Source organism: Sphaerisporangium sp. NBC_01403, assembly GCF_045040145.1.
GTDB classification, from domain to species: Bacteria; Actinomycetota; Actinomycetes; order Streptosporangiales; family Streptosporangiaceae; genus Sphaerisporangium; species Sphaerisporangium viridialbum.
This window is the reverse complement of the sequence record NZ_CP109534.1, coordinates 4911876-4926980: the sequence shown is the minus strand read 5'-3', so window position 1 is coordinate 4926980 and position 15105 is coordinate 4911876. Positions and strand designations below refer to the sequence as shown.

Annotated in this window: 11 protein-coding genes; 5 read left to right on the top strand and 6 right to left on the bottom strand. The window is 72.8% G+C overall.

Going from position 1 to position 15105, the window contains the following annotated elements:
- The first annotated feature begins 93 nt into the window (after nucleotides 1-93).
- Complete coding sequence (locus OG589_RS22155) at nucleotides 94-798, top strand: MFS transporter (protein WP_405151865.1); 705 nt, start codon at nucleotides 94-96, stop codon at nucleotides 796-798.
- A 153-nt stretch (nucleotides 799-951) separates the two neighbouring features.
- Nucleotides 952-2418 carry an MFS transporter gene (locus OG589_RS22150; RefSeq protein WP_405151864.1) on the top strand — a complete coding sequence of 489 codons (1467 nt, stop codon included), beginning with the start codon at nucleotides 952-954 and terminating at the stop codon, nucleotides 2416-2418.
- A gap of 38 nt (nucleotides 2419-2456) precedes the next feature.
- Here OG589_RS22150 and OG589_RS22145 read toward each other — a convergent pair whose 3' ends face one another.
- The 3 genes from OG589_RS22145 to mmuM form a co-directional block, all read right to left on the bottom strand.
- Entirely contained in the window at nucleotides 2457-3767 is a 1311-nt protein-coding gene (locus OG589_RS22145; protein WP_405151863.1) for an FMN-binding glutamate synthase family protein, read from the bottom strand.
- A complete protein-coding gene (locus tag OG589_RS22140; protein WP_405151862.1) occupies nucleotides 3767-4504 on the bottom strand; it encodes a hypothetical protein in 738 nt (245 codons plus the stop codon). Before OG589_RS22140 ends, OG589_RS22145 begins: the two co-directional genes overlap by 1 nt.
- A gap of 137 nt (nucleotides 4505-4641) precedes the next feature.
- Complete coding sequence (mmuM, locus tag OG589_RS22135; RefSeq protein ID WP_405151861.1) at nucleotides 4642-5526, bottom strand: homocysteine S-methyltransferase; 885 nt, start codon at nucleotides 5524-5526, stop codon at nucleotides 4642-4644.
- A gap of 173 nt (nucleotides 5527-5699) precedes the next feature.
- Here mmuM and OG589_RS22130 point away from each other — a divergent pair, with 173 nt between their 5' ends.
- Nucleotides 5700-8708, top strand: coding sequence for a DEAD/DEAH box helicase (locus OG589_RS22130; RefSeq protein ID WP_405151860.1), 3009 nt, complete (start codon nucleotides 5700-5702; stop codon nucleotides 8706-8708).
- 1 nt (nucleotide 8709) lies between these two features.
- Complete coding sequence (locus OG589_RS22125) at nucleotides 8710-9534, top strand: SWIM zinc finger family protein (RefSeq protein WP_405151859.1); 825 nt, start codon at nucleotides 8710-8712, stop codon at nucleotides 9532-9534.
- A gap of 174 nt (nucleotides 9535-9708) precedes the next feature.
- Here OG589_RS22125 and OG589_RS22120 read toward each other — a convergent pair whose 3' ends face one another.
- The 3 genes from OG589_RS22120 to OG589_RS22110 all read right to left on the bottom strand — a co-directional run bounded on the left by OG589_RS22120 (nucleotide 9709) and on the right by OG589_RS22110 (nucleotide 14513).
- Entirely contained in the window at nucleotides 9709-11076 is a 1368-nt protein-coding gene (locus OG589_RS22120; RefSeq protein ID WP_405151858.1) for a discoidin domain-containing protein, read from the bottom strand.
- Between the two features lie 324 nt (nucleotides 11077-11400).
- Entirely contained in the window at nucleotides 11401-13812 is a 2412-nt protein-coding gene (locus OG589_RS22115; protein WP_405151857.1) for a VIT domain-containing protein, read from the bottom strand.
- Complete coding sequence (locus OG589_RS22110) at nucleotides 13809-14513, bottom strand: MerR family transcriptional regulator (protein ID WP_405151856.1); 705 nt, start codon at nucleotides 14511-14513, stop codon at nucleotides 13809-13811. Before OG589_RS22110 ends, OG589_RS22115 begins: the two co-directional genes overlap by 4 nt.
- Before the next feature lie 113 nt (nucleotides 14514-14626).
- Between OG589_RS22110 and OG589_RS22105 the strand changes: the two genes are divergently transcribed.
- Nucleotides 14627-15094 carry a Dps family protein gene (locus OG589_RS22105; RefSeq protein ID WP_405151855.1) on the top strand — a complete coding sequence of 156 codons (468 nt, stop codon included), beginning with the start codon at nucleotides 14627-14629 and terminating at the stop codon, nucleotides 15092-15094.
- The last annotated feature ends 11 nt before the right edge of the window (nucleotides 15095-15105 follow it).

The following is a 15105-nucleotide window of genomic DNA, read 5'->3' as shown; positions in this document are numbered from 1 at the left end:
CGCCGTCGCCGAGGAGCTGATCTTCGTCATGGGGCCGCTGCTGGCGGGCCTGTTCCTGCTGGTCGATCCGGCGGCGGGAGTGAAGTCAGCGCCGTGCTCGTCCTTGGCGGCACCCTCGGCTTCGTGTCCTGCCCCGCGGTACGCGCCATGGAGGCCGTCCGAACCGAGCCGCGGGAAGGACCGGCCAGGGAAACGTCCCGGATGTGGCTGCGCGGCTCGCTGCCGCAGGCGGTCGCGGTGTCGGCCGCCGTCGGCCTGTGCCTGGGAGTGCCGGGCCTGCTCGTGGTCGCCTTCGCCGAGCAGCGCGGCCAGGTCGAGATGGTGGCCTGGATCGAGGCCGCGCAGGCGGTCGGCAGCGCGCTCGGCGGCGCGGTCTACGGCGCCGTCTCCTGGCGGATCTCACTTCGGGTGCGGCTGCCGCTGCTCGCCGCCGCCCTCGGGCTGGCCCTGGCCGTGGCGGGTCTCGCGCCGAACGTGTACGCCCTGATGGCCGTGCTGTTCGTCGCCGGGGTGTTCACCGCTCCCGCGCTGACCACCGGCTACCTGCTCGCGGACGAGTCGGCCGCGCCCGAGCACCGTACCCAGGCGGGCGCCTGGGTCAACACCGCCTTCAACACCGGTTTCTCCGGCGGAAACGCCGCCGCCGGCCTGCTGGCGAGCCGGCTGCCGCTGGCCCTGTGCTTCTCGATCGCGGCCATCCCCGCCCTGCTCTCCACGACGACGACCCTGCGACGGCCGAAGCGGTCACCCGAACCACTCACGATGACTTCGAGCGCCGGAAGCGGACCCGATGAGTGAACTCCCGGCGGCTCGGATCGAGGGAGGTCACCAGACCACTCCCCACGCGGCCCCCGGGCGCCGGCGGTGGCGGGGCGACCCGGTTCATGTCGTGATCTAGGGGGCTATGTATCGTTCGTAGGTCACGGTGATCGACTCTCGGAGGCCCGCCAAGTGACCGAAATCTCCTCGGCCGGCGGGGTTCCCGGCACCGTGAAGGGGCCCGGACTGGTGGTCGCGGTGCTCGCGCTGTGCGGCATCGTCGTCTCGCTGATGCAGACGATCGTGGTGCCGCTCATCCCCGACCTGCCGCGTCTCCTGCACACCTCGGCGTCCGACGCGTCCTGGGTGATCACGTCCACGCTGCTGGCCGCCGCCGTCTGCAACCCCGTCAGCGGGAGGCTCGGCGACCTGTACGGCAAGCGGCGCGTGCTGCTGGGCAGCCTCGGGCTCATGGTGATCGGGTCGGTGGTCTGCGCCCTGTCCGCCGGCCTCGTGCCGGTGGTCATCGGACGGGTGCTCCAGGGGTGCGCGATCGGCGTGATCCCGCTCGGGATCAGCATCATGCGGGACGAGCTGCCGCCCGAGCGGCTGGGCTCGGCGATGGCCCTGATGAGCGCCACCCTCGGCGTCGGCGGCGCCATCGGGCTCCCGCTCGCCGCGTTCATCGCCCAGCACGCCGACTGGCACGCGCTCTTCTGGATGGCGGCCGTGATCGGGGCGCTCGACCTGCTGCTGGTCGCGTTCGTCGTCCCCGAGTCGCCGCTGCGCGCGTCCGGGCGATTCGACGTCCCGGGGGCCATCGGGCTCACCGCGGGCCTGATCTGCCTGCTCCTCGCGATCACCAAGGGCGGCGACTGGGGCTGGGGCAGCGGGCCGACCCTCGGCCTGTTCGCCGCCGCCGTGGTGATCCTGCTCCTGTGGGGCCTCATGGAGCTACGGGTCCGCGACCCGCTCGTCGACCTGCGGACCACCGCCCGCCGCCAGGTCCTGCTGACCAACCTCGCCTCGGTGGTCGTCGGCTTCGCGATGTTCGGGATGTCCCTGGTGCTGCCCACGCTCCTGCAGGCCCCGAAGGCCACCGGGTACGGGCTCGGGCTGTCGCTGGTGGAGGCGGGACTGTGCCTCGCGCCCGGCGGCCTGGTGATGATGCTGCTCTCGCCGCTGTCCGCCCGCGTCTCGCGGCGGTGGGGCCCCAAGGTCGCCCTGCTGCTCGGCACGGTGGTGATCGCGGCCGGCTACGCCGCCACCCTCGGCCTGATGCACTCGGCCTGGCAGGTGGTCATCGGCTCCTCGGTCATCGCGGCGGGGGTGGGTCTCGCGTACGCCGCCATGCCCGCGCTGATCATGACCTCGGTGCCGCCGTCGGAGACCGCCGCCGCCAACGGGCTCAACGCGCTCATGCGCTCCATCGGCACCTCCGCCTCCAGCGCCGTGATCAGCGTCGTGCTCGCGCACATGACCGTCTCCGTGGGGGCGCTGGTCATGCCCTCGCTGCGCGGGCTGCAGGTGGCGATCATCATCGCGGGAGCGGTGGCCGTGCTCGGCGCGCTGATCACCAACTTCATCCCGGGGCGCTCGCGGCCCGCGCGGCCCGCCGGCGGCGCGATCTCCGACGACCTGGCCCGCTCCACCGGCTGAGCGCGCCGGGTCCGGATGGCGGCACGCAGAACGGCCGTCTAGACGGTGACGCCCGGGATCCAGGAGGTGCCCGCGAGCGGGACGCGGGCCATCGCCGCGGCCTCCACGGTGAGCGCGACCAGGTCGCCCGTGTCGAGCTGGTGCACCGAGGACTTGCCGCAGGCCCGGGTGAGCATCGTGGTCTCCATGGCCAGGGCGCGCAGGTAGTTGGCCACCCGCTCGGCCCCGAAGTCCGGGTCGAGGCGGTCGGCCAGCATGTCGTCCTGCGTGGCGATGCCCACCGGGCAGCCGCCGGTGTGGCAGGCCGTGCAGGAGCCCGGCACGGTGCCCAGCGCGCGGTAGCCGAGGCTGACGTCCGCCCCGGTGTCGTCGGAGCTGGAGTTGCAGCCGAGCGCGACGAGCGCGGCGACCCCGACGGACACGGCGTCGGCGCCGAGGGCGAGCGCCTTGGCGACGTCGGCGCCGCTGCGGATGCCTCCTGAGACGACGAGCTGGACCTCGTCCTCGACCGACAGGCGGCGCAGCGTGTCGGCCGCCAGCCTGGTCGCCGCGAGCGTCGGGATGCCGGTGTGCTCGATGAAGACGTCCTGCGCGGCACCGGTGCCGCCCTGCATGCCGTCGACCACGATCACGTCCGCGCCCGCCTCGACCGCGTGCCGCACGTCCGCGGCGACCCGGGTGGCGCCGATCTTCACGTACACCGGGATGCGCCAGGAGGTGACCTCCCGCAGCTCCTCGATCTTGACGCGCAGCCCGTCCGGCCCGGTCCAGTCGGGGTGCCGGCTCGCGGAGCGCTGGTCCACGCCCTCCGGCAGGTCGCGCATGAACGCAACCGGGGTCGTGATCTTCTGCCCGAGCAGCATGCTGCCGCCGCCCGGTGTGGCTCCCTGGCCGAGCACGATCTCGACGGCGTCGGCCGAGCGCAGGTCGTCGGGATCGAAGCCGTAGCGCGAGGGCAGGCACTGGTACACGAGGGTCTTGGAGGCGTCGCGCTCCTGCGGGGCCATGCCGCCGTCACCGGTCGTCGTCGAGGTGCCGGCCAGCGTCGCCGCCCGGCCGAGCGCCTCCTTGGCCCCGGCGGACAGCGCGCCGAACGACATGCCGGCGATCGTGACCGGGATGTCCAGCACGACGGGCTCCTCGGCGAACCGGGTGCCGAGGACCGTGCGGGTCTCGCACCGCTCGCGGTAACCCTCAAGCGGGGCGGGGGACAGGCCCGCCGTGAGGATGAGCAGGTCGTCGAAGCTCGGGACGGCACGCCGTGCGCCCCCGCCCCGGACCTCGCACCCCCCGAGCCTCGCCCGCTCCTGGATCTCCGCGATGACCCGGGGAGAGAAGGTGTGGCTCATCAGTAGTTCCCGTGGTCGTGGCTGTGGAGTTGGTAGAGCCGCCTCGTGGAGACGACCTTGGTGACGTCCGCCGGGGACACGTGGTCGAACCCGCACCCTTCCGCGAGGACCTTCACGAACGTCACGTCGTGCTCGGTGATCTCTTCTATCGCGGCGTCGGTGCCGAGACCGGTGATCTTCCCGCCGACGTAGACCACCGCCTCGTACAGCGATTCCCCGAGGCAGGGCCCGGCGTCGCCCCCGATCAGGATGACGCCGGACTGGGCGAGGACCCCGCAGTAGGCGCCGGCGTCGCCGCCGATCGCCAGCGTGGCGCCCTTGAGCGAGATGCCGGCGCGCGAGGAGCAGCCGCCGTCCACCACCACCACCCCGCCCCGGGCGGAGGCCGCGACGCTCGGCCCGACCGAGCCGCGCACGTGGACGTCGCCGGACATGAGGTTCTCCGCCACGCCGCACCCTGCCGGGCCGTTCACCGTGACGCGGGCCCTCTTGCCGAGGCCGCCGGGGTAGAAGCCCGCCGGACCTTCGATCTCGACCCGCACAGGCGCGTCCAGCCCCACCGCCAGGTTGTGGCGCCCGGCGGGGTTGACCACGACGGCCCTGCCGTACGGCAGGGCCTGAAGCGATCGGTTGATCTCCCGGGTGCTCATGGCGGCGGCGTCCAGCGTCACCTCGGCCTCGGGGAGACCCCCTTGCCTTCCTGCCTGCTGGTCAGGCGGATGAGGCAGGGACGTCATCGCGCCTCCTGTTGACAGCCGTCGATCGGTGTCTGTCAGGAGTGAACCGTGGAAATGTTGCCGGGATGGTGCTCGCGGATGACCACAGTGTTACTCGGGGGCCACTATCCCGTCCCGGGTCTCCCCGGGCGGGTCGATCAGCGCAGATGCGCCCGGATCTGGCGGATGTGCTCGGGGGAGGTGCGGCAGCAGCCGCCGATGAACGTCGCTCCCGCGTCCCGCCAGTCCCTGGCCGCGGCGCCGAACTCCACCGGGTCGGCGAGCCCGAGCCAGCGGTGGTTCTCCGGGTCCCAGCTCTCGCCGGAGTTGGGGTAGACCGCGATGGGGGAGCCGGTGATGCGGCTCATCAGGCTCTTGACGTGGCTCGGCGCCGTGCAGTTGATCCCCACGGCCACCACCTGCGGGTTGCCGGCGAACAGGGCGGCGCACTTCTCCAGCGGGGTGCCGTCGCTGATGCGCTCGCCGTCCCTGCACGAGAAGCTCACCCAGGCGTTGACGGTCGGGGTCTCCTCCAGCAGGCGCGCGATCGCCCGCGCCTCCGCGAAGGAGGGGATGGTCTCGCACGCCAGCAGGTCCGCGCAGCTGTCCGCCAGCACGTCCCAGCGGGGGCGGTGCCACTCGTAGAGGCCGTCCTCGTCCAGGTCGTAGTCCCCGGTGTACTCCGCGCCGTTGGCGAGGAAGGCCCCGTACGGCCCGACGCTGGCCGCGACCATGCCCCCGCCCGCCTCGTCCCGCGCCTGCTTCGCCAGCTCGACCGAAAGCTGCATGAGCGCCTGCGCCTCGTGCTCCACGCGGCCCCGCCTCACGAACGCGGGGAAGCTGGCCTGGTAGCTGGCCGTGATCGCGACGTCGGCCCCGGCGGCGAAGTAGTCGCGGTGGGCCTGGAGGATCACCTCGGGGTCCTCCATCAGCAGCTTGGCCGACCACAGCTCGTCGCGCAGGTCGCAGCCCAGCGCCTCCAGATGGGTGGCCAGGCCGCCGTCGAGGATCACGACATCGGTCTCATCGGGCAGGGAACTCACCCATATACCCTATGTGTGTTTCGGTCGGACGGCAGCCACGCACCGGCATAAGCCGCGGCTCGCGGGACGGTACCGTGCAGGGGCGGGAACGAGAGCCCGGCGTCGCGTAACGAAGCCGAGGTGGTGACCGATCCCGCAGCGGTCGGACGGCGTCGGCAGGCGGGGGTGGTCGAGTGCTCGTTGTTCACGGTGCCTGGACGGACGGCAGGCTGGCGCTGTGGGCCGAGGACACCATGTCGCCCGGCGAGCCTGCCTCCCGCGACGGGCACCGCGCCCACCCCTTCGCCGCCCCGGCGCAGTCCCTCGTCTCCGCCCTCGGGAAGGCCGCAGCCGGGGCCGCGGCGACCGAGCTGACCCTCCAGCTTCCCGGCTCGGCCAAGAGCCCGCTGCCCTCGCCCGAGTCGGGCCTTCAGACCACGGCGCGCACCCCGCGAATCGCCGCGTGGCGCGTCCCCGCGCTGCTCTTCGGCCCCGCCGGGGCGCTCGCCCTGCTGGGCGCGCTGTCCGACCCGCCCCCGGCGGCCCCGGGCGCGCCCGAGTGGGGGCCGGGCACCTCGCTCCGCTATCTCGCGGTGGTCGCCGAGCACGCCCGCGCCCTGGTCCGGCGCGGCAGGGTGCTGCCCCAGCTCGTGATCGAGGACGGCGTCCACGCCGCCCGCTGGCGCCCCGTGATCACGGGCGTCGACGCGTCCGCCTTCCGCGAGCTGGCCACCGCGATGCCGCCCGCCTGCCGCGCGGCGGGGGAGGGACGCCCGGCGGCGCGCGTGCTGCACGAGGCCCTCGGAGGGCTCGCCGACGGCGCCACGCGCCTGTCGCTGCCCGAGCGGCTCCTGCGCGGCAACCGCGCCGGCCTCAAGAGCCCCCTGGCCGACCGGTGGCTGCTCGCCCTCACCGGCGGCGACGCCGCGCTCCCCGACGCCGAGCCGAGCGAGGTCAGGCGCCTCGGCAAGGCGCTCCGCGACTGGATGGACTCGGCGCACCAGCTTGACGGTCCCATCCGGGTCTGCTTCCGCCTCAGTGAGCCCGAGGGCGACGACGACGCCTGGGAGCTGGAGTTCGCCCTCCAGTCGGTCGACGACCCCAGCCTGTACGTGCCGGCCTCCCTGCTGTGGGAGGGCAAGCGCGTGCCCGGCCTGCCCAGGCGCCCGGACGAGACGCTGCTCGCCGGCCTCGGCCGCGCCGTACGGCTCTGCCCCGACCTGTACACGGCCCTGCACACCGCGACGCCGTCCCGCATGGTGGTGGACACCGCGTGGGCGTTCGGGTTCCTCCGCCGCGCCGCCCCGTTGCTCCAGGCCGCAGGGTACGGCGTCCGGCTCCCGGCGTGGGCGGGACGCAAGGGGCTCGGCCTCAAGCTGACCACGCGCACCCGTACGGGCACGAAGGCCCGCGCGGCGGCGGGGCAGGGGTTCGGGCTGGGCGAGCTGGTGGACTTCAAGGTCGATCTGGCCGTCGGCGACCACACGATCAGCGAGGAGGAGCTGGAGGAGCTGGCCAGGCTCAAGGTCCCCCTCGTGCGCGTGCGCGGCCAGTGGGTCGAGCTGGACGACCGCCAGCTCAAGGCGGCGCTGTCGGCGATCGAGCGGCGCCGGGCGGGCGAGATGACCGTGGCCGAGGTGCTGCAGGAGGTCGTGAACGGCGGCGAGGAGGACCTGCCGCTGGTCGGCGTGGACGCCGACGGCATGCTCGGCGACCTGCTCTCGGGCGAGGCCGACCGCCGCCTGGAGGCGGTCTCCACCCCCGACACCTTCAACGGCAGCCTGCGCCCCTACCAGCAGCGCGGCCTGTCGTGGCTGAGCTTCCTCTCCAAGGTCGGCCTCGGCGGAATCCTCGCGGACGACATGGGACTGGGAAAAACCGCCCAAACCCTGTCATTGTTGCTGGAGGAGCGGGGTGACGGGGCGGCGGCGCCGACGTTGCTGGTGTGCCCGATGTCGCTGGTGAGCAACTGGCAGAAGGAGGCGGCGCGGTTCGCGCCCTCGCTGCGGGTCTACGTCCATCACGGGGGCACGCGCAAGCGGGACGAGGAGCTGGCGGCGGTGGTCGGGGAGGCCGACCTGGTCGTCACGACGTACGGCACGGCGCTCAGGGACGCCGGCGTCCTCGCCGGGTTCCCCTGGGGGCGGGTGGTCTGCGACGAGGCGCAGGCGATCAAGAACAGCGGCGCGCGGCAGGCCCAGGCCGTACGGTCCATCCCGGCGCGCACGCGGCTGGCGCTGACCGGCACCCCGGTGGAGAACCACCTCGCGGAGCTCTGGTCGATCATGGAGTTCTGCAACCCCGGGCTGCTCGGCCCGGCCAGGCGGTTCCGCGAGCGCTACCAGGAGCCGATCGAGGCGCGCGGCGACGAGGACGCCGCCAGGGCGCTCAAGCGGGCCACGGGGCCGTTCGTCCTGCGCCGCCTGAAGACCGACAAGACGATCATCTCCGACCTCCCCGAGAAGCTGGAGATGAAGGTCTGGTGCACGCTGACGCCCGAGCAGGCGAGTCTGTACCAGGCGGTCGTGAGCGACATGCTGGCCAAGATCGACGACAGCGAGGGCATCGAGCGGCGCGGCAACGTGCTGGCGACGATGACCCGGCTCAAGCAGGTCTGCAACCATCCCGCCCACCTGCTCAAGGACGGCTCCCGGCTGGCGGGGCGCTCGGGGAAGCTCGCCCGGCTGGAGGAGCTCGCCGAGGAGGTCGTCGAGGAGGGGGACAAGGCGCTGGTCTTCACCCAGTACGCCGAGTTCGGGTCCCTGCTCCAGCCCTACCTCGCGGCTCACCTCGACCGCCCCGTGCTGTGGCTGCACGGCGGCCTGCCCAAGAAGAAGCGCGACGAGCTGGTCGACCGCTTCCAGAACGACGACGAGCCGATGATCTTCCTGCTGTCGCTCAAGGCCGCGGGCACCGGGCTGAACCTCACCGCCGCCAACCACGTGATCCACGTGGACCGGTGGTGGAACCCGGCGGTGGAGAACCAGGCCACCGACCGGGCGTTCCGCATCGGCCAGACCAGGAACGTCCAGGTCAGGAAGTTCATCTGCGTGGGAACACTGGAGGAGCGCATCGACGAGATGATCGAGCGCAAGAAGGCACTGGCCGAGAGCGTGGTCGGCACCGGGGAGGACTGGATCACCGGCCTGTCCACCGAGCAGCTGCGCGAGCTGTTCCGCCTCGGCCCCGAGGCGGTGAGCTGACATGCCGGTCGGAAAGGGCGGCTGGTTCGAGGCCGCCGCGCCCATCCGGGTGGAGGGCGGCATCCAGGCGCGCAGCAAGCGCGGGTCCATCGGCGAGCAGTGGTGGTCGCGCCGGTTCATCGACCTGCTCGAACGGATCTGCGACTCAGGCCGGCTCACCCGTGGCAGGTCGTACGCCAGGAAGGGCCAGGTGCTGGAGATCGACCTGTCGCCCGGCGTGGTGCGGGCCCGGGTGCAGGGGTCGCGGCCCGAGCCCTACCTGCTGTCGGTCCGCATCCCGGCGTACGGCGGGGCCGACTGGGCGGGCATCCAGGAGTCGCTGGCCGGGCAGGCGCTGTACCGGGCCAAGCTGCTGGCCGGCGAGATGCCCACCGAGATCGTGGAGGTCTTCGACGCGCTCGCGCTGCCGCTGTTCCCCGCCGAGCTGGACATGGAGTGCTCGTGCCCCGACTGGGGCTCGCCCTGCAAGCACGTGTCGGCCGTGCTGTACCTGCTGGCAGAGGCGTTCGACCAGGACCCGTTCCTGGTGCTGGCCTGGCGCGGGCGCGGCAAGGAGGAGCTGCTGGACGCCCTGCGGGGCATCCCCGCCGACGACGAGGAGTCCCCTGACCCGCTGCACGTGGAGGACGTGCCGCTCGGCGAGCGCGTCAACGACTTCTACTCCTCCCCGGTGCCGCTGAGCCGCCTGCGGCCGAGGATGGGGAACCCCGCCGCGCCCCCCGAGCTCCTGCTGCGCGCGCTGGAGCCGCCGCCGGTCAAGGTGCGTCACATCCCCCTGCTGGACATCCTCCGCCCCGCCTACCGGGAGCTGGGCCCGGGATCCTAGCGGGGATTTCCGCGGGAATTCATGTCGTGCCGCCGGGCCGGCAATGATCGAGATGCCGGTCGTCCACGGTCGACAACCGCGGACGTAATTGGGAGAGCGCTCTCTTTGTTTCTTAATCCGGTGCCGCCGCGCGCCTTTCCCAGCGCACGCGGCGGCTGCTACCGGAGAGGATTACTAGGTGCCGTTGACGGCGAACTCCCACAGGGAGTAGCCGTACTGGGTGGCGCGCTGGGTGCCGTACATCCTGATGTACCGGCCGGTGCCGGTCACCGCCAGGTCGTCGGTGCCGCCGTCACCGGTGGTGGTGGAGTAGATGTTCGTCCAGGTGTTGCCGTCCTGCGAGGTCTGGATCTGGTACGCCTTGCCGTAGGCGGCCTCCCAGGTCAGCTTCACGTGGTTGATGTTGTACGACCGGCCGAGGTCCACCCGCACCCACTGGGGGTCGCTGAAGGCGCTCGACCAGCGGGTGCCGGCGTTGCCGTCGGTCGCGTTCGCCGCACCGGTGCCGGCGTTCTCCGTGGAGGACGCCGTCGTCGGCTTGCCCTGCGCGATGTTCGTCCCGCCACCGCCGTTGCCGGGGGCCTTGTTGTACACGGCGACGTAGTCGATGTTCATCTGCCCGCCGGAGATGGTGGAGGCGTTGGGGCCGCCGCCGAAGGCGTCGGGGAACCCGCCGCCCATCGCCAGGTCGTAGATGATGAAGAACGGGTGGTCGACCGCCTTGGTCCAGGTGGCGGCGTCCACGCGGCTCGCCGGAAGGGTGAAGTAGTTGTTCCCGTCGAGGTACCAGCGGATCTGCTCGGGGCTGGTCGAGCGGTCGATCTCCACGGCGTAGTTGTGGTAGCCGGTCTGGCAGCCCGGGCACGCGCGCTCGCCGCTGCCGAGGCCGGTCGACTCGTTGCACACGCCGCCGGGGTTGGTGCCGCAGTGCAGCGTGCCGAAGACCGAGCTGCGGCCGTTGATGTCCTCCAGGATGTCGATCTCACCGCTGGTCGGCCACGGGACCCCGGCGCGCAGGTCGGCGCCGAGCATCCAGAAGGCCGGCCAGTAGCCGGCGCCGTTCGCGGTGGTCACGTTGGGCTGCTGGATCACCGACTCCATCCGCACGACGCCGCCGGGGGGCGCCCCGAAGGTCGCCGCCTGCGTCTCGATGCGGCCGGACGTCCAGCCCGTGCGCGGGGCCGTGCCCGAGTGCAGGGCCCTGAGCACCAGGTGCCCGGCGCCGTCGTGGAAGACGTTCGCCGTGCTGTTGGTCATGGTCTCGATCTCGCCGGTGCCGAAGTTGCTTCCGGGGCCCGTGTCGTACTTCCAGTTCCCGGTGTTCACGCCGGTTCCGGCGGCGCCGTTGAACTCATCGCTCCAGGTCAGCGTGAAGCCCGGCGGGGGAGCCGGGGCGGCCGCGTTGGCGGTGCCGGGAACGGTGACGGCGCCGATGGCCGCGACGCCGGCCGTGCCGAGCACCAGTGCCATGGCGGAGCCACTGGCCTTGAGACGCAGCAACAGGCGCTTGCCCGCGCCGCCGCTTGTGCGCTTGCCTAACATCGTCTCTCCCTTGCTGGAAGACCGATCGGCGAACGACGGCGGTCCCGGGTCCAGGTGGTGTTGCCTGCTGTCCGCCGAGACAGGGACGAGGGAGGTGAGCGCACCGGCCATCGATCACCGGTGCGTGCCGGGGTAGCGGATCGGTCGAGACTAATGTGAGAGAGCGCTCTCCGGGGAGAAGTATCACCACTTTACGACGGCTCGTCAATAGCTTCGTTAACATCCCGGAAATGAGCCCGGCCGTAGTTCGCAGGCGGCCGGCACGATCGCCGAGGTGGCCCGGCGGAGCGGGGCCCGGGGCGATGGTCCCCGGGCCCCGGCGCGCTACGAACGCTTCCAGAACGACGGCCGGCGGCCGGGCTTCGGGGCCTCTCCCGGGCCCGCCGTACCGCCGGTCAGCTCGACGAGCAACTTGATCGCGTGAGCCCACAGGGCGTCCACGTCCGCGCCCGGCGTCTCGCACGCCGACAGCTCGCGGGCCAGGACCGCCAGCTCGTTGTCGCCGCCGCCGACGTACGCCGCGAGGGCGGCCAGGCGGCTGCCGAGGTCGGCCAGGTAGAGCCGCCGCTCGGGCGCGGGAAGCGACTCCCGCTCGCGCAGTCGCGCGAGCTCCTCCACCAGCTGCGGCCGTACCGCGTCGGGCGAGTGGGGGACCGGCGGCGCGGGCGGGGCCATCTTCGGGCTCGCCGCGAACAGGCGGCCGCGGGGAGCGCTCGCCCGGGCCGGGAACGCCCCCGGAGCGCCGGGCACGCCCCCGCCGGCCGCGACGGGCCCGCTCTCGTGCGCGCTGAGACTGAAGATCGCCGGTGCGGCGTCCGAGGTGAACGCGACGGGGGCGGCCGCGATCATCGGGGAGCCGGTGATCGGGGAGGGCATCTCCCAGCCGCTCGGCATCTCCACGGGCTGGATGACCCGGTGCGCCGGCCCGCCCTCGGCGACGACGCGCGTGTCCACGGCCACGAAGGCGGTGAACCGGCACAGCACCCCGTGCCTGAGCGAGGTCTCGACGATCTCCCGCTCCAGGCCGTGCTCGCCGGTCGCGTAGCGGTCCTCCAGGCGGCGCAGGTGCGCCCGCGCCCAGACGGCCCTGGCGGCGTCCCCCTCGGCCGGCGTCCCCTCCAGGCGGCGCTCCCAGGGCTGCCCGTCCGCGGCGAGGCCGTGCACGGTCACCGACCCGCGGGCCGGGCCGCGGAACCTCCCCGACACGGTCAGGGGCACGCCGGAGTAGAGCGAGCCGAGGTGGGTCACGGTGCCCGGAAGCACGTCGAGCCCGTCGGGCTTGAGCGACAGGCCGGTGACCAGCGGGGAGCCGATCCTGCGGTGGATGTGCTCCATCGCCTCGTCCAGGCGGTCCTCGGACTCCACCAGCTCGCAGCGGCCCGAGCCGAGGCCCGCGAGCCTGCCGAGGAAGCCGGCGTTGACGGCCCGGTCGATGCCCACGGTGTGGACGCGCACGGCCGCCAGCCGGGCGCCGAGGCGTTCGAGGATCTGGTCCTCGTTGCCCACCTGGCCATCGGTGACCAGGACGAGCACCCGCTCCCTGGTGGAGTCGTCCAGCAGGCCGAGCGCCTGCTCCATGGGGTCGAGGATCTCGGTGCCGCCCCGGGCCTCCAGCCGGGCGAGGTGCTCGACCGCGCGGTAGCGGTTGCGGTCAGTCGCGGGGACGAGCCCGGCGTCGAGCCGGTCGGGGCGCTCCACGACGCTGTCGAACGACAGCACCGCGAACCGGTCGGCCGAGGTCAGCGTGTCGACGATGCGCGCCGCCGCGCGCCGGGCTGCGACCATCTTCCACCCGGTCATGCTGCCGGAGCGGTCGAGGAGCAGCGCGACGTCCCTCGGCCGCCGCGCCGCTTGCCCGTCCGGCTCGGGGGGCAGCACGGTGAGGGTGAAGGTGCCGTCGCCGTCGGCGGCGTCCCCGCCGTCCGTCTCGCGGTCGGGTACGAGCGTGAGCGAGCCCGAGGCGGTGAAGTCCAGGCGCAGGACGAAGTCGCGGTCGAGCCGCTCGCCCGGCTGGAGGCGCACGACGCCCTCCTCCTGGGTGACCACGTGCAGGCTGGACCGCATCTCGCGCAGGTCGAGCCCACCCGGGTCGACCCGGGCCGTGAGCGACAGCCGCACCGGGTTGGGGAAGCCGGGGAGCAGCACCGGGGGAGTGATGCGCGAGGCGTCGGGCACGGCGTCGGTGTCGGGGACCACCCCGTCCCCCGCGGAGCGGTCGTCGAGCGGGGTGCCCGGGATGTAGCGGGGGGCCACGACGAGCGGGAAGCGGAAGGTCGCGGCGCCGTCCTCGTACGGCAGCGGCTGGCTGAGCGTCAGCCGGACCGTCACCAGCTCGCCGGGGAGGATGTTGCCGACCCGCATGGTGAAGACGTCCGGGCGCTCCTCCTCGGCGATGGCGGCCCGCCGCCCCTCGGAGACGGCCTGGTCGTAGTCCTGCCGGGCCTGGCCGCGCTCCTTCAGGACGCCCTCCACCACCCGGCCGTCCGCCTCCATGCGGAAGGCGGTCACGGCCGCCCGGTCGGGGAGCGGGAAGACGTAGGTGGCCTCCAGCGGGACGTCGAACGGGTTGCCGAACCCCTGGGTGACCTCCACGCCGCAGGTGAGGGCGGTGATGCGCGCGTCCACCTCGACGCTCTCCAGCGGGAGGTTGCCCTTGCCGGTCCGCAGCGCGCCCAGCCCCGCGTCGGGCAGCGGGGTGTACTCACCGGGCTTCAACGCGGTGATCTGAACAGTCATGTTTGCATCCCTTCGGACGGGGATCGGGCGAGGTCGGGGTGGATCGGGTGGACGACGGCGGAGCCGGACAGGCCCCGGTCGCGGAGCACGGCGAGCAGGGGCGCGGCGGCCTCCTGGATCGCGGCGACGTCGCCGGGCCCGGCCGCCCGGCCTTCGAGCAGCAGCGTGACCCCCGGCGCGAGCCGTACGCCGTGCACGACCCCGGCGGAATGGGCGTCCCCGTCGAGGCCGGGCTGGACGCCGGGCGGGCTGGCGGGCACGGCGGCCATCGGCGCGGCCTCGGCCGCCGGGCGCTGCGCCCAGAAGCGCGGGCGGGCCGCAGGCCTCCCGTCGAGGTCGGCCCGGGGTGAGCCCCCGGGGCCGCCGTCATAGGGCGCGGGCCCGGCCGTGGCGGGGATCTGGGCGATGGCTTCGAGCGTCGAGTCGGTGGCGCCCGCCAGCTCGGCCTGGATGTCGGCGATGGAACGCCCGTCGGCCTGCCGGCGCTTGACCGCGATCAGCTGGAGGAGATGGCGCCTGCCGTACAGCGCGATCCTGCCCCGGCGGGTCAGCGGCGGGTCGAGCAGGCCGATCGTCGTGTACCACCGGATGAGCCGCTCGTTGGGAACGTCGCGGACCCGGCCGTTGGGCCGCTGCGGTGAGGGGCGCAGCGTGCTCGCCGCCCGCTCCGCCAGCTCGCCGATGGTCCAGGTGTCACTCATGCTTCAATACTGACACTGCAATCATTACAGTGTCAATGTTTAGGACGATTCAGACCGGTTACGGCGTTCTACGTACGAATGCCATAAACGGACTCTTGAGGGGGAGAATCTTCATGGCCCAGATCACCAGCCCTCTGACAGGCGACAATCAAAAGATCACCGGTGAGGCCCTCCAGGGCGCCCTGATCGACCTGCTCGACCTCTCACTGGTGGGCAAGCAGGCCCACTGGAACCTGATCGGGCGCAACTTCCGGTCGCTGCACCTGCAGCTGGACGAGATCGTCGGCATCGCCCGGAGCCGCGCCGACGACGCGGCGGAGCGCGCGGTGGCCCTCGGGGTCAACCCCGACGGGCGTGCGGCGACGGTCGCCCGCGACTCCCAGATACACGGGCTCGACGCGGGCTACATCGACGACGGGAAGGTCGTCGCGGCGTTCACCGACATCCTCGGCACGGTCATCGCGCGCATGCGCGAACGGGTGAACACCACCGAAGAGGCCGATCCGGTCACGCAGGACCTCCTCATCGAGATCACCCAGGACCTGGAGAAGCAGCACTGGATGATCCAGGCGCAGCGCTGAGCGACCTGGGG

Bases quoted from the DNA above. Each gene is read 5' to 3' on its own strand.
- OG589_RS22145 (WP_405151863.1), bottom strand. From the start codon at position 3,767: ATGAGCCACACCTTCTCTCCCCGGGTCATCGCGGAGATCCAGGAGCGG.
- OG589_RS22140 (WP_405151862.1), bottom strand. From the start codon at position 4,504: ATGACGTCCCTGCCTCATCCGCCTGACCAGCAGGCAGGAAGGCAAGGG.
- OG589_RS22125 (WP_405151859.1), top strand. From the start codon at position 8,710: ATGCCGGTCGGAAAGGGCGGCTGGTTCGAGGCCGCCGCGCCCATCCGG.
- OG589_RS22120 (WP_405151858.1), bottom strand. From the start codon at position 11,076: ATGTTAGGCAAGCGCACAAGCGGCGGCGCGGGCAAGCGCCTGTTGCTG.
- OG589_RS22115 (WP_405151857.1), bottom strand. From the start codon at position 13,812: ATGACTGTTCAGATCACCGCGTTGAAGCCCGGTGAGTACACCCCGCTG.
- OG589_RS22110 (WP_405151856.1), bottom strand. From the start codon at position 14,513: ATGAGTGACACCTGGACCATCGGCGAGCTGGCGGAGCGGGCGGCGAGC.
- OG589_RS22105 (WP_405151855.1), top strand. From the start codon at position 14,627: ATGGCCCAGATCACCAGCCCTCTGACAGGCGACAATCAAAAGATCACC.